This is a genomic window from Polaribacter septentrionalilitoris (assembly GCF_009832745.1).
In the GTDB taxonomy this organism is placed as follows: Bacteria; Bacteroidota; Bacteroidia; order Flavobacteriales; family Flavobacteriaceae; genus Polaribacter; species Polaribacter septentrionalilitoris.
In genome coordinates, this window is sequence record NZ_VRMJ01000046.1 from 172759 (window position 1) to 188404 (window position 15646).

Annotated in this window: 7 protein-coding genes; 6 read left to right on the top strand and 1 reads right to left on the bottom strand. The window is 33.5% G+C overall.

What is annotated here, in order from left to right; genetic code table 11:
• Positions 1–186: 186 nt before the first annotated feature.
• Positions 187–1287, top strand: a complete 1101-nt coding sequence (locus tag FP421_RS14710; RefSeq protein WP_159951920.1) for a DUF4407 domain-containing protein — start codon at positions 187–189, stop codon at positions 1285–1287.
• A 179-nt stretch (positions 1288–1466) separates the two neighbouring features.
• On the opposite strand, the gene FP421_RS14715 is transcribed toward FP421_RS14710, so the two are convergent.
• Positions 1467–2063 (bottom strand): PhnA domain-containing protein, encoded by a 597-nt coding sequence (locus tag FP421_RS14715; protein WP_159951922.1) that lies wholly within the window; start codon positions 2061–2063, stop codon positions 1467–1469.
• A 160-nt stretch (positions 2064–2223) separates the two neighbouring features.
• Between FP421_RS14715 and rpe the strand changes: the two genes are divergently transcribed.
• The 5 genes from rpe (at position 2224) to FP421_RS14740 (ending at position 15646) form a co-directional block, all read left to right on the top strand.
• Complete coding sequence (gene rpe, locus FP421_RS14720; RefSeq protein WP_159951924.1) at positions 2224–2880, top strand: ribulose-phosphate 3-epimerase; 657 nt, start codon at positions 2224–2226, stop codon at positions 2878–2880.
• A complete protein-coding gene (locus FP421_RS14725) occupies positions 2881–4266 on the top strand; it encodes an exonuclease domain-containing protein (RefSeq protein ID WP_159951926.1) in 1386 nt (461 codons plus the stop codon).
• Complete coding sequence (locus FP421_RS14730; protein ID WP_159951928.1) at positions 4247–5524, top strand: FAD-dependent oxidoreductase; 1278 nt, start codon at positions 4247–4249, stop codon at positions 5522–5524. The genes FP421_RS14725 and FP421_RS14730 overlap by 20 nt, the downstream gene beginning before the upstream one ends.
• A gap of 160 nt (positions 5525–5684) precedes the next feature.
• Positions 5685–6512: a hypothetical protein gene (locus FP421_RS14735; protein ID WP_159951930.1), complete on the top strand. Its 828-nt coding sequence runs from the start codon at positions 5685–5687 to the stop codon at positions 6510–6512.
• Positions 6513–6523: 11 nt separating this feature from the next.
• Positions 6524–15646, top strand: a complete 9123-nt coding sequence (locus tag FP421_RS14740) for a T9SS type A sorting domain-containing protein (RefSeq protein WP_159951932.1) — start codon at positions 6524–6526, stop codon at positions 15644–15646.

Below are 15646 nucleotides of genomic sequence, written 5' to 3' on the forward strand. Positions count from 1 at the left end.
ATTTATTACGAAGATAGTAAAGCCAATTCATGTAACAAATTCTCAATTAATGCGTTGTAAGTATTCACAATGTCGCTTCGAGCGATTCCGATTTTAGTCGGAATTGTATCGAGAAGTTTTATAAGTTCTCGATACAAATGAATTCATTTTTCACTCATTCACTTGAACAGACAGAAAATTACAACCATGCTTAAAAAATTTTTTATTACCTGCTCTGGAGTCGATATAAACATCATAGCAAATTGCTCTAATGGTGAACAAAATAAATATGTGGGTATTGGTGCCACTGTGTTTTTTACTGCTGTAATGGCAAACATTGCTGGTAGTTATGCACTTTTTACTGTGTTTGATAATTTATATGCTGCCATTTTCTTTGGATTGATTTGGGGAATGTTAATCTTTAATTTAGATCGTTTTATTGTTTCCACCATAAAAAAACAAGATTCTAAATGGAAAGAGTTTTTACAAGCTTCTCCAAGAATTGTATTGGCTGTAATTATTGCCATTGTAATTTCTAAACCTTTGGAATTAAAGTTGTTTGAGAAAGAAATTAATCAAGTTTTGTTAACGGAGAAAAACCAAATGACACTGGATAATAAGACGCAAATTGCACAACAATTTTCGCCAGAAATCGCTAAAATTAATACGGAAATCAATGCTTTAAAAAACGAGATAACCCAAAAAGAAACTACTACAAATGCTTTGTACGAAACTTATATTGCAGAAGCAGAAGGTAGAAAAGGCACAAAATTATTAGGCAAAGGACCCGTTTATAAAGAAAAAAGAGCAAAACACGATGCTGCTTTAGCAGAATTGAATCAGCTTAAAAAAGACAACGCTAAAAAAATTAAAAACAAAGAATTAGCCATTGCTAGTTTGTTAAAAAATCAGAAATTAATTGAAACCAAAACGCAACCCATTATTACCAATTTTGATGGTTTAATGGCAAGAATAAATGCTCTTGGTAAATTGCCTTGGTTGCCTTCTTTCTTTATTTTCTTGTTGTTTTTGGCTATAGAAACTTCGCCAATTTTTGCAAAACTAATTGCCCCAAAAGGCGAGTATGATTTTAAATTAGAAGATAAAGAAACTGCTGTAAAAACTTGGACAAAACAGCAAATAGACCAAAGAAATCAGTTATTAAAAGCAGATATTGCAATTAACAAAAAAGTGTACGATAATATGGCTACAGAAGAAGAAATATACGCGTACAAACAAAAAATAGCGCGCGATTTAATGAAACTGCAAGCAGATTCGTTTTATAAAAAGCAACAAAAAATGCTCTAAAGCAAAAAGCTGGCAAATACGTGCGTTAGCGATTGAAATGGCATCCTTTTTTGTTGTCTGTTCGAGTAAATTTATGAGGAACGAATAAATTTGTATCGAGAACAAAACTAAAAAGATATAATGGAGAGCGCGACCTGAAAGGGAACGCCCAACTTCTCGACTGCGTTCAAAATGAAATTCTACTCTTTTTCTGCCATTTTTTTTACATAATCTGTAATAATAACTATTTGAGTTGGCCCAACTTTGCCCTCAATGTATTTGGCATTTTCATGATCTAAAGAAATTCTACGAACTGCAGTACCTTGTTTAGCAACCATACTAGAGCCTTTTACCTTTAAATCTTTTATTAAAACCACAGAATCTCCAGCCTGTAAAATGGCTCCATTAGCATCTCTATGAATTATTTTTTCGCTTTCATCTAAATGGTCTCCAGATTCTTTTGCAAAACGAATATCCCCGTCTTCTAAATACATCATGTCTAATAAATCTTGTGGCCAACCTTCTTTTTTCAATCTGTGCAACATTCTCCAAGCCACTACTTTTACAGCTCTAAACTCGCTCCACATAGAATCGTTTAAACAACGCCAATGATTAGCATCTGTATTTTCTGGGTTTTCTATTTGGTCTACACAAGTTTCGCAAGCTAACAAACTGCCATCTACACCACCTCCACCAGTTAATTTTGGTTTAACTTCATATACCGATAAATTATTGGTTGATACACATAACTCACATTGATTTCCACTTCTATTTTCTAAGTCTTGTTGTAAACTCATTTTATATTTTGGGTTGATTGATGGCAAATATAATATTATTTATCGAGGCTAGTTTTGGTTTCTCTAATCACTTTTAGTACAATCAAAAAGAACAATACAATAAATAGATATTTGCATAAACGATTTAATTATCTTTGCAAAAACAGATTAATTAAGACTAATGAGTAATTTAATTGCACCTTCAATTTTAGCGGCAGATTTTGCCAATTTACAAAGAGATATCGAAATGGTAAACAATAGTGAAGCAGATTGGTTTCATATTGATATTATGGATGGTGTTTTTGTACCTAACATTTCTTTTGGAATGCCTGTTTTAAAAGCAATTGCAACTCATGCAAAAAAAACAATTGATGTGCATTTAATGATTGTTGATCCAGATAGATACATTCAAACTTTTGCAGATTTAGGTGCAGATGTATTAACGGTTCATTATGAAGCATGTACTCATTTACATAGAACTATACAAGCCATAAAAGCAGCAGGAATGAAAGCTGGTGTTGCTCTAAATCCGCATACACCAATTGCAGTTTTAGAAGACATTATTGCTGATTTAGATGTAGTGTGTATTATGAGTGTGAATCCTGGTTTTGGTGGACAGTCATTTATTGAAAACACCTACAAAAAAGTAAGTCAATTAAAACATTTAATAGAATTTGCAAAGTCTGATTGTCAGATAGAAATTGATGGTGGTGTGACCAGTAAAAATGCAAATGCATTAATAGAAGCTGGTGCTAATGTTCTGGTTGCTGGTAGTTTTGTTTTTAAGAGTGATGATCCTACAACTACTATTGCAGACCTAAAAGCGATTGTTGGATAATTGTACAGTGTTGTTGACATAGAAACTACAGGAAATGGATTCAGAGGTCAGAAGATTACTGAAATATCTATTTTTATTTTCGATGGAAAAGTTGTGGTTGATGAGTTTACATCACTTGTAAACCCCGAACAAAATATTCCACCATTTATTACCAACCTTACAGGCATAACAAATGCAATGGTTAGGAATGCTCCAAAGTTTTATGAAATCGCAAAAAAAGTTGAAGAACTTACCAACGATACCGTTTTTGTAGCACATAATGTTAATTTTGATTACAATATCATTAAAGATGAATTTAAAAGTTTAGGGTTTGATTTTAAGCGAAAGAAATTGTGTACTGTTCGTTTGTCGAGAAAAATAATTCCTGGTTTACGTTCGTATAGTTTAGGAAATATTTGTAGTGATGAAAATATTCCCATAAACGGGAGACACAGAGCAAAAGGTGATGCAGAAGCAACTACTGAATTGTTTAGAAGGTTAATAGAAAGAGATGATCAATTTATCATTAATTCTTTCTTAAATCCACGTTCAAGACAAGCTACTTTACCTCCGCTTTTAGATAAAAAAGTTGTAGATAATCTACCAGAAACTTTTGGAGTGTATTATTTTAAAAATGCTGCAAAAGAAGTAATTTATGTGGGTAAGGCAAACAACATAAAACAAAGAGTAATCAGTCATTTCTATGATAAGAAAAAGAAAGAACAAAATATGTGCTTGGAAACTGCAGATATATCTTTTACAAAAACAGGTAGTGAGTTATTAGCGTTGTTATTAGAATCATCAGAAATAAAAAAAATATACCCTAAATACAACAGAGCACAGAGAAGAGCTGGGGAAGCTGTTGGCTTATTTTCTTATGAAGATCAAAAAGGAATTATTCATTTAGCATATAATCGACTAAAATTGGTTCCGAATGCATTAACCAAATATTACTCTATTGCTGAAGTTAGAAATCATTTAGAAAACTTATGTAAAGAGTTTGAATTGTGTCCAAAATACTGCCATTTACAGACTAATGTTTCTAGTTGTTTTCATTATCAAATTAAAGAATGTAAGGGTATTTGTTGCGATAAGGAATCTGTTTCTGATTATAATAAACGTGTAAAAAAAGCTATAAAATCTATAGGAATTGGTGCAGAAAACTTAGTCATCAAAGAAAAAGGGAGAACCAAAAATGAAATTGGTTTTGCTTTGATTTTAGACGGTATTTACAAAGGCTTTGGTTATTTAGACACAACACAAGATAAACAAATGTCCTCCCCAGAAGATTATCAATTCTTTGTAGATCCTAAAAAAGACAATAGAGATATACAAAGAATTTTAACTTCGTATTTAAGAAAAAAAGAAGAACTAAAAAATGTAGGTAATGAAAAAATCAGATTATAAAATTCATATAATAGGTGCAGGTATAAGCGGATTAATTGCTGCACAAGTTTTAGAAAACTATGGATATCATCCTAAAATTATTGAAGCCACAAATACAGTTGGTGGACGTGTAAAATCTGATATTGTTAATGATTATATTTTAGACCATGGTTTTCAAGTTTTATTATCTGAGTATCCTGCTGCAAAAAAATATTTAAATTATCAAGCATTAGATTTACAGAAATTAGTTTCTGGAGCAGTGATTTTTAAGGATGGTAAAACACAAAAAATTGGAGATCCTTTTAGAGACATATCTCTTCTATTTCCTACTATTTTTGCAAATATTGGCTCTACAAAAGATAAGTTAAAAATCTTAAAATTAAACACGAATCTAAAAAAGAAAAAACTACAAGAAATCTTTAATACTGATGAAATTACTACTCATCAATATTTAAAAAACTATGGTTTTTCAGAAAATATAATGAATAGTTTTTTTAAACCTTTTTTTAGTGGAATTTTTCTAGAGCCTAACTTAGAAACTTCTTCTAGAATGTTTGAGTTTGTCTACAAAATGTTTGGAGAAGGACATGCTGTAATCCCAAAAGAAGGTATTCAGGCAATTTCTAATCAGTTAAAAAACAACTTACAACACACAACTTTTTTATTTAACACTCCTGTACAACAGGTAAAAAACAATAGTATTATTTTAAATTCTGGACAAGAAATTAAAAGTCATTTTACAATTATTGCAACCGAAGCAAGCAATTTGGTTTCTAATTTAAAAAATCAAGAAACAGAATGGAAAAGTTGTGATACATTGTATTTTGAAGTTCCAGAAAGAACCCTAAAAACACCTATCATAGGTCTAGTTGCTGAGGCGTCTACTTTAATAAATAACATTTTTTACACTACTAGTGTCAAATCATCAACAAAAGGAAAACAAGAATTGTTATCAGTTACTATCGTAAAAGAGCATCAACTTAAAGAGTCTGATTTAGTGAACAAAGTAACAAGCGAATTGATAAAATATTGTAATATTATTGATGCAAAATTCATAAAACGTTATTGTATTAAAAAAGCTTTACCCAAATTATCTAACCTCCAATATGAAATTTCAAGTACAGAAACGCAACTAACTTCATCGATTTTTCTTGCTGGTGACCAACTACTAAATGGCTCTTTAAATGCGGCTATGATTAGCGGAGAAAGAGCTGCAATGGGAATAATCAAAACATTAGAAGATGGTTTAATTGTTGATGAATTAACTTCTGAATATTAAAAAAAAGCATTACATTTGCAGCCGATATTCCCCCATATCAGAAAGTTAACTTTTTTAAAATTTAAGATGTGACTTTTATGGTATTTTAGTGTCAAAAACAATATAGTTGCAAAATTATTAGTAAACTTTTTTACTTTTTGGTACTTAAAATGTTTTTTTTATGATGACAAATCAAAAAGAAACGAAATTATTTGGGGAAATAATTCGTTCATTTTCAAAACATACTTCACTCTTCTGTGTATTATTCTACACGGTGTTATCAACATTGCCAATTAATTCTCAATCTCATAAAACAATTTATGATGTACAGACTTTAAAATTAGATGAAAATTCATCTGATAAAGTGGTGTCTTTCAAAGAAATGCAACCCTTCTTAAATGGCATTTTAGAATTAAGACAACATGTTTTAGAGAATCAAGAAGACTATCCAATGGAACAAAAAGCCATTGAAACCAGCAGAAACAAAAAACATGAAGCGCATAAAAGATGGGAAAGATACATGCGTAAACTCCCTGTTTTTGTATACATTGTTAATGACATGAACGATTTCATCGAGGTGAAAACACAATTGAGTAAAAAAATTACGATTTGTAAAATATTTAACGATGAAATCATCCTTAAAATAAAAAACAAAAACAACTATCGAATTAATGGAGAATTAGAATTATTACCCAATCCATTAATCAACTATCCTTATAATAACAGAAATGTTATTCAACTATCCAAAACCCATTCAAAGTCTTTCTTTAGTTATATAAATGCTGGGAGAGCTACTTTTTCTTTACCAGCCAATGCAGAGATTAGCGTTAAAATGCCAATTGTATACAATTGTGATGGTAAAAATGGCAAAACCTACAATCTAAAAGACAAAGTTGATATTCAACATAAAATTAATTTAAGTGGATATCTTTTTAATAAAAACAAAGAAGAATTATACAGAGTAACTTCAACAAAAATGGTTTCATCTATCATAAATATTATCAAATAAAAGCTACTAAAATGAAAACAATTACTTTCAATAAAATATTATCGCTATTTACATTTGCTTTTGTTTTAGCTTTAAATAGTAATGCACAATCTATTTCGGGTGTCGTAAACACTTACAAAACAGTTTCTGCTATTAGTGGTAGTAATATTACATTAGGAAACACAACAGGTTTAGCCGTTGATGATCCAGTAATGATTATTCAAATGACAGGAATCAGTGGAGGTGGTAATACAGGAGGAACAGATAATGGTGCTGGTAATTTTCATATAGCTAAAATTACAGGTGTTTTTGGTGCCACTGGTATTACAATAGACAGACCTGTAGTAAAAACATTTAGCCCTGCAACTGAAAAAGTACAATTGGTAAAAATTGCAAGATATACTAGTGATGTCACTGTAGCTGGTACCATAACTGCACAACCATGGAACGGAAGTACAGGTGGTATTATTTTTATTGATGCATGCCAAAATGATATTACTCTAAATGCAGACATTAGTGCAAGTGGTACTGGTTTTTTTGGAAGAAACACCAATGGAAATGAAGCTTCTAATGGATGTGGTGAAGCATTACCTTTTTTAGCTACCCCAGAAGAACATTGGGGTACAAACCCATTGTATTATGGAAATAATTACCCAAACTTTAGAGCCAATTCTGGAGGAACTGGTAGAGGTGGTCATGGTGGATGTGATAGTACTCAAGGATCTCCAGACGGTGGTGCAGGTGTTGGTGGAGATGGTGCAAACTCTACATCATCAACATTGAGTTCTGGTGGTGGTGGTGGTGGCTACGGTGGTGGTGGTACTGGTGGTGGTAATGGTAATGCTGTTGGTGGTTTCGACGCAACACCGATAGCAAATGTTTTTGATACTGCCAATAATTTACGCCTTTTTATGGGCGCAACTGGTGGTTCTGAAGCAGAATGGGCACCTGCTACTGGTAATGGAGGTGGAATTGTTATTGTTTTAGCGGATCAAATTTTAGGAACAGGTGATATCTTTAGCGATGGTGATGCAGGACCAAATACAGGTACCTTTACTTGGGTTGGAGGATCTCCAAGTAATGTTACTGGTGGTGCAGGAGGTGCTGGTTATATAGCTATAAAAGCAAACTCTATTAATTCTAACGTAAGTGCTTTTGCTAGAGGGGGTACTGCAACTATACAATCTGGTGTCACATCTCCCCCGTTTATAGAGCTTGGTGGTCCAGGTGGTGGTGGTTTTATTATTAGTTCTGTGGCAATTACAACAACTGCTGTAACCAAAGGTACAATTGATGTAGGTAATGGAGCAAAAAACGGTGCTGATGGTAAAGTTGTGGTAGATACTGGTGTGGGTACAGTTTTAAGCCTATTATGTGCAGGTGATGCCTGTGATGCAGTTGCTTCTGGAAACCCAGATATCGATAATGATGGTATTTCTGATTCTTGTGATTTAGACAGTGATAATGATGGTATTTTAGATTCTGTAGAAGATGGTTTTTGTTCTCAAAGCTCTCAAATCGAATGGTTGCATAATGATAACGCTGGACAATCAGATTTCGCAACTTTTTCAGGAGCCTTAACTTCAACAGATTACTCCTCTTCCAGTTTAATCACATTTGGTTCAGGTGCTGGTGCAATAGGATTAGATGAAACAACTGATAATAATAGTTTTACATATGTTTTAAGAGATGCCAATCAAAGTACTTTTGCTGCAGCTAAAGCAGATAATGATTATGCACAACTCTCTTTTACACCAAGTAATGATTTAATCCTTAACAGTCTAACCTTTGGTTTCTTTACTAGTTCTACAAGTTCGGTTGGTTTTAATAAAGGTAACTATAAAATTGCTGTAGAGTATGCAACTAACTCCTCATTTACGTCTCCGACTTTATTGTATCAAGATTTACAGATTGGTGATATGCAGGCTCCTAATGGATACGTTACCTTTAGTGAAAACTTTAACAGCTTTACATTATCGAGCGGTACAGAATACTTCTTTAGAATCTATATGTATGATGAACAAAACACAGATTCTCTTGATAGAATTAGATTAGATGATATTACTTTTAATAGTAGCATATCATCCTCTTGTAACAATGACATAGATGGAGATGGTATTCCAAACTCATTAGATTTAGATTCAGATAATGATGGTATCTCAGATGTTATAGAGTCTGGTGGACAAGATACCAATAGAGATGGTTTAGCAGATGGAGCTTCTGGTCCAACAGGTGTACCAAGTTCATCTGGTGTTGGTTTAAGTCCTACTTCATCAGACGGAGATGCTTTACCTGACTATTTAGATATCGATGCAGATAACGATGGTATTCCAGATAATATAGAAGGACAACCTACAAGTGGCTATATTGCACCAAGTGGGCAAGGAAGTACCATAATAGATGCCAATAACAATGGAGTGGATGATAACTTTGAATTTGCGGGTATTATCGGTTTTGACCCTACCAATACAGATGGTATTGACAACCCAGATTATTTAGATGATGATTCAGATAACGATGGTATTTTAGACATTGTAGAAAATGGTGATACAGATAATGCAATAGTAGATGTAAATGCGGATGCTGACGGTGATGGTTTAAATGATATTTTTGATGATAATGATGACTCTGCTATTCAAGGAGCCACTGTAAATGACGGAATTAATCCGCCAAATAACACTAATTTAGGCGATAATGACAATGATTTTGCTTTAGGTGGTGATGTAGATTACAGAGACAATCCATCAGTTACAGATACAGATAATGATGGTATACCTGATAGCGTTGACATTGATGATGATAACGATGGTATTTTAGACACAGAAGAAGGGTGTACACCAGCAACTGGTACTTTTACAGAAAATTTATCTTTTACAACCGTAAGTGGTTCTGGTTTTAGTTACAATAGTAACAACATAACATTTGGTAGCGGTTCTGATAACTATGTAAATAGTACACACTCTCCTAATTTATCAACTTATGGTGTAACTGGAGATTTCGAATTAGATTTTACATTAAGTGGTACTTATGCAAGTGAATTTCAAAGAGGTGCTTATATTGGTATTAATGAGAGTGGAACTAATTCTGACTTTGATGATGATGATATTGATTACGCCTTTAGAATTAGAGGTAGTGGTGAAACACTTGAAATTCGTGAAAACGGAATTATTAGAGGAACTTTTAGCACAGGAGCAGATGGTAACGTATTAACCATAAGAAAAGTAGGAACACAAATCACCTATTTAGTAAATGGTGGGTTAGTGTATACAAGTGGGGTTGCAGCAAATGCATCAGATTATTTTGTAGACACTTCATTTAGAGGACAGTCCACTTCTTTTGATTTAAATAACTTTAATGTAGAGTTTAGCACAGTTATAGATGATTTAGATGGAGACGGAATTGCAAACTGTAAAGATTTAGATGCAGATAATGATGGTATTCCAGACAATATAGAAGCACAATCTACAACAGGTTATGTTGCTCCTTCTGGAGTAGATTCAGACAACGATGGTCTAGACGATGCTTATGATAGTACACCAAATGGCACTTCTGATGGTGCAGGATCTATAGGATTAACTCCAGTAGATACAGATAACACAGGTAATGCAGATTACAAAGATTTAGATTCAGATGGTGATGGACTTTTTGATGTAGCAGAATCTGGAAGTGGTCTTCCTAATAACGGTACTGGTGAGGTTACAGGATCTGTGGGAACAAACGGTTTAATAGACGCCATAGATAATGGAGACAATTACGCAGATGTAAATGGTTCTTTTGATGATACACAAACCGATAACTTTACAGATACTGATGGAGATATTGGCTCAGGTGGTGATGTAGATTATAGAGATATATTTGGTGTTGTAGACACAGATAACGATGGTATTGCAGATGTAGATGATTTAGATGATGATAATGATGGTATTACAGATTCTCAAGAATTATGTAATACAGACCCTTTTGCGAAAGCAACAATAGGTGTAAATATTACTTTTGATAATTACCCAGAAGAAATTTCTTGGGAAATTACTAAAGATGGTACACCAGTATTTAGCAATAGTTATTCTGCTGCAAATCCTGACGGTTCTACAGTAAATGAAACTTATGACATTACTACAACAGGAACCTATGTTTTTACTATTTCTGATAGTTTTGGAGATGGTCTTTTTAGTCCAGGATTCTATCAAGTTACTATAGATAATGGTAACACTATAGATGGAAATGCGAGTCCTTTTACAAGTGCAAGCCCTATAGACATTGATACTGGCAGCCCTATATCTCATACAATTCAAATTAATACATTGGCAGGAGGGTTTTGCCTTACTTCAGATCCAAGTGCAGATGATGATAGTGATGGTACACCAAATTATAAAGAATTAAGTTATGCAACTGCTAATGGTTCTACTTTAAACGCTGCTGGTGTAATGGAAAGTTTAGATTCAGACGGAGATGGTGTTCCTAACTTTTTAGATTTAGATTCCGATAACGATGGTATACCTGATGTTACAGAATCTGGGGGTACAGATACAAATAGAGATGGTAGAGCAGATGGTGTTGTGGGTACAACAGTTACAACCAATGGTATACCTAATACGGCAGGTACAGGTAATACACCAACCAATACAGATTCAGCAGATGGAGATACCCTACCAGATTATTTAGACATAGATGCAGATAACGATGGTATTCCAGACAATATCGAAGGGCAAACAACAAGTGGATGGGTTGCACCAAGTGGCGCTGGTACTGGAATTACAGATACCAATAATAATGGTGTAGATGATAATTACGAAAATGGTGCTCTTATTGGTTTAGAACCTACAAATACAGATGCTGCCGACACTCCAGATTATCAAGATTCAGATTCAGATAATGATGGAATTACAGACATCAATGAAAATGGAGATACAGATAATGCATTAGCTGGCACAGATGCAGATGGAGATGGTTTAGATGATAATTTTGATGATAATAATGATGCAGGAGGCGCTACAGGATATACCGTAAATGATAACCATAACCCACCAGCTCCAGGAAACTTAGGAGATGAAGATGGTGATGTGCCTAATGGTGGTAATGTAGATTATAGAGATATATTTGGTGCTATAGATACAGATAACGATGGTATACCAGATACAACAGATTTAGATGATGACAATGATGGTATTCTAGATACCGAAGAAGGTACTTGTGCTGGTTTTGTTAGTATACTTCCTTCAGATTTTGGTTTTACAGATGGTCAAGGAAGATCGGGGACTATAGACATTAGTAGTAAATTTAATTATCCAACAGGTAGTGTTATTGTATCTGTATCTAACGTACAGGTTAATAACGCAAACTCTAGGTTTGAGGTTAGAAATGACGATGTTGCAGGTAAGGCCACATTTACATTTTCTGGGAAAATCCCAGTAAGAATTAGAGCAGACCATGGAGCTATTTTACCAGGAGCTACTGGCGTTAGAGATGGATACATTTCAGAAGATGGTATAACCTATACTTTTGATAATACAGGCTTTGATACTGCTGGGTTTAGTCAAGCAGGAGATTTGTCAGGAAACTTTTTTATTGAGAAATTAGCGGGCGCAGATAATAGTTATGGTAATGATATTAACTTTACTTCATCTGTTTTTGCAACCAGTATATCATTTTATTCTACATCTACTACTACTACCAATGGATTTACCATTGAAGTGTGTGCATCTGTAGATACAGATGGAGATGGTATTCCTAATCAATTTGATTTAGACTCAGATAACGATGGTATTCCAGATGTCATAGAATCAGGAGGTACAGATGCAGATAGAGATGGTAGAGCAGATGGTACAGTAGGTACAACAGTTACTACTAATGGTATACCAAGTTCTGCAGGTACTGGTAATACACCAACCAACTCAGATTTTGATACCATACCAGACTATTTAGATATTGATGCAGATAATGATGGAATTCCTGACAATATAGAAGGACAACCCTCTAAAAGCTATGTTGCACCAAGTGGAGTTGGAACAGGCATAACAGATGCTAATAACAATGGTCTAGATGATAATTATGAAACTGGTGGCTTTGTAGGTATCAACCCAGAAAATACTGACGGAACAGACAACCCAGATTATACAGATTTAGATTCTGATAACGATTTTATAGATGATATTGCCGAAAACGGTAATGCTAATAACGTAGTTTCTGGTACAGATACAGATGGAGATGGTTTAGATGATAACTTTGATGACAATGATGACACTTTAATTACTGGGGTAACTGTAAATGATAATCATAACCCACCAGCACCTGGTAATTTAGGTGATGCTGATAATGATTTTAGTTCTATTGGAGATTTAGATTACAGAGATACAGGTGCCAATGGTTTACCAATCATTACGCAAGTATATCAATTTGGTTCAGAAAAATGGATTGAAATTACAAATATTAGTACCACAGAAACTGTGAATCCTAATTTAATTAAAGTACAACTGTATAAAGATAAAACTGGAGACCAATCTGGTATTCTTCCAGATGTGTTCTATACAGTAACATCAAGTCTCGCTCCTGGTAGGTCTGTCTTGTTTAGAAATTCAGCAAATGCAATTACAAATATAAATTCAAATGCAATTGTTGTTGATAATAATGATTTAACAGATATCGCTGGCGCTGATGATATTATTACACTTTCATCGCAATCTAATTCAACATCTTATGACTTTAGATATGATGAGATAACCAGTGTTACAGACAACACATCATTTGTAAGAATAGATGAAACCTTAACAGCTAACAAAAACTACACCCCAAGTGAGTGGGTAGTATTTATAGATGACGACTTAGATCCATACAGATTATTAGGAGCTGGAGGAGCAGAAAGACATCCTCACGATCCTTTAATTTCTGAAATCACAGGGTCTAACACAAATGCAAATACCTTATTAGGCTTACATAGAATAGATATTACCACCAGAACAGGTTCAGCTTGGTCTAATGGATATCCAGATCGTTCTCGTTTTGTGGTGATTGATGAAGACTACAATCACACCTCAGCAAGACTGAGTGCTCGTAAATTAACTGTTAATGCTACAAGAAAATTAGGTGTTACTGATAATTTACTAGTAGTTACTAATAATGTTGTATTAAATGGAGACATTAGGTTAATCAATTCATCAGGAGCAACAGGTAATAGCGAAGCTCAATTTATTCAAACACATACTTCAGCTAGTCTAGTTTCTGGTGGTGGTAGATTACTCGTAGATCAAAATTCTACTGTACCAAGTAAATACAGATATAACTATATAGGCTCTCCTGTTAAAAATAGTTCAGGAGCTGCAAATTATACTGTTGCAAGTGTTTTAAAAGATGGTACTAACCCTACTAGTTTTAATGGAACAATAAACAATACTGCCTCTGGTATTGCAAGAGACATCACTTTTGATAGTGGTACTTATGATGGTGACTTTTCAACTACACCTATTACTTTAGCAGACTACTGGATGTATACTTATGCTGCAAACGGTGGTACAAGAGCTAGTTGGGTACAAAAAAGAAGCTCTGGTCCAATACCAAATACAGATGGTTTTATTTTTAAAGGTCCTGATAGACCTCAAAACTACACCTTTATGGGAACTCCTAAGGATGGAAATATAACCACCACTGTTGGAGATGATGAATCTTATTTAGTTGCCAATCCATATGCATCTGCCATTAGTGTTAAAGAGTTTATTGAAGATAATGATGATTCTATAACAGGTACTCTCTATTTTTGGGAACATGCTAGTGAAGAAGCAAGTATAGAAGGAACTAGTACAGGACACAATTTTGCAGGCTATATTGGTGGGTATGCCACAAGAACCATAAATATGGGGGTTAATGCTAAACAAGCAGCTGGTGGAGCTATTGACTTAAATTTAGAAGCAGAAAATGCAACTATTGTAGGAGGTGTTGTAGAAAATATTCTTGATATTCTTGGAAATTTTGATGTTGTAAACTTACAAACAGCAACAGATACTATCACTTTTAAAAATATTCCTCAAGGAGTAGATAAACTAAGATTAAGATACAGATCTTTAAATGGTAAAACAATCAAGGTTTTAGAGAATAAAGTAGAGAAAGGAACTTTTCAACTAGATCCATCACCTCTATTTGATACTGCTGAGATTGATTTTTGTGTAGTAACCGGTAGTAACATCTCTTTTGTTTCTACAGACACTAATCTTATTCAGTTAGATTATTTTAATCTAAAAAATGATGATCCAAATGGAGCTACATCATGCGCACCTAATGTTGGTGGAGATGGAATTTCTTATACAGAACCTCAACCCTATATTGCCATTGGGCAAGGATTCTTTGTATCAGGTGATGCTAATGGTGGTACAATTACTTTTAACAACAGTCAAAGAGAATACAAATTAGAAGGTGCTGAGTCTGTATTTTTACGTTCAGCTTCAAAATCTAGCGATGATAGTTTTAGCAACCTACCTGTAATTAAACTTGGAATGAACTTTACTAATACAGATGATGATAAAAATTACCATAGACAAATAGGGGTTTCTTTTAGTCAATATACTTCATTTGCATATGACAAAGGGTATGATGCAGAAATTTATGACATTGGAGCAACAGATTTTTATTGGAAGTTTCCTAATAATGAAGATAAGTATGTTATTGCAGGGGTATCTGCTATTTCTAACGACTTAGAAGTTCCTTTAGAAATCACCATGGGATATTCTGGCGAGGTTACTATCAAAGTTGATGAAATGAAAAACATTACTCAAAGCATCTATATTACGGATAAAGTTGAGGGTAAATCTTACGAAATCATTAATGGTAAAGCTACTTTAGTTTTAGAGCAAGGTGTATACTCTAATAGATTTGTTTTAGCCTTTAAACCTACTAATGTTTTAGCAATAGATGATGAAATATCAAACACATATACCAATATCTATATTGATAATAAGAATGATATTGTTAACATCTTTAAAAAACAAGATATTGAAATCAACAAAGTTCAATTGTTTACTCTTTTAGGAAAACAAGTTGCTAACTGGTCTATTAAAGAACAAAGAGAAAACTATCAATTAAAAATTAAAAGAAAATTACCAACTGGAGTTTATATTGTCAAAGTAAATTCAGATAAAGGAGAGAGTAATAAAAAAGTAATTATAGAATAA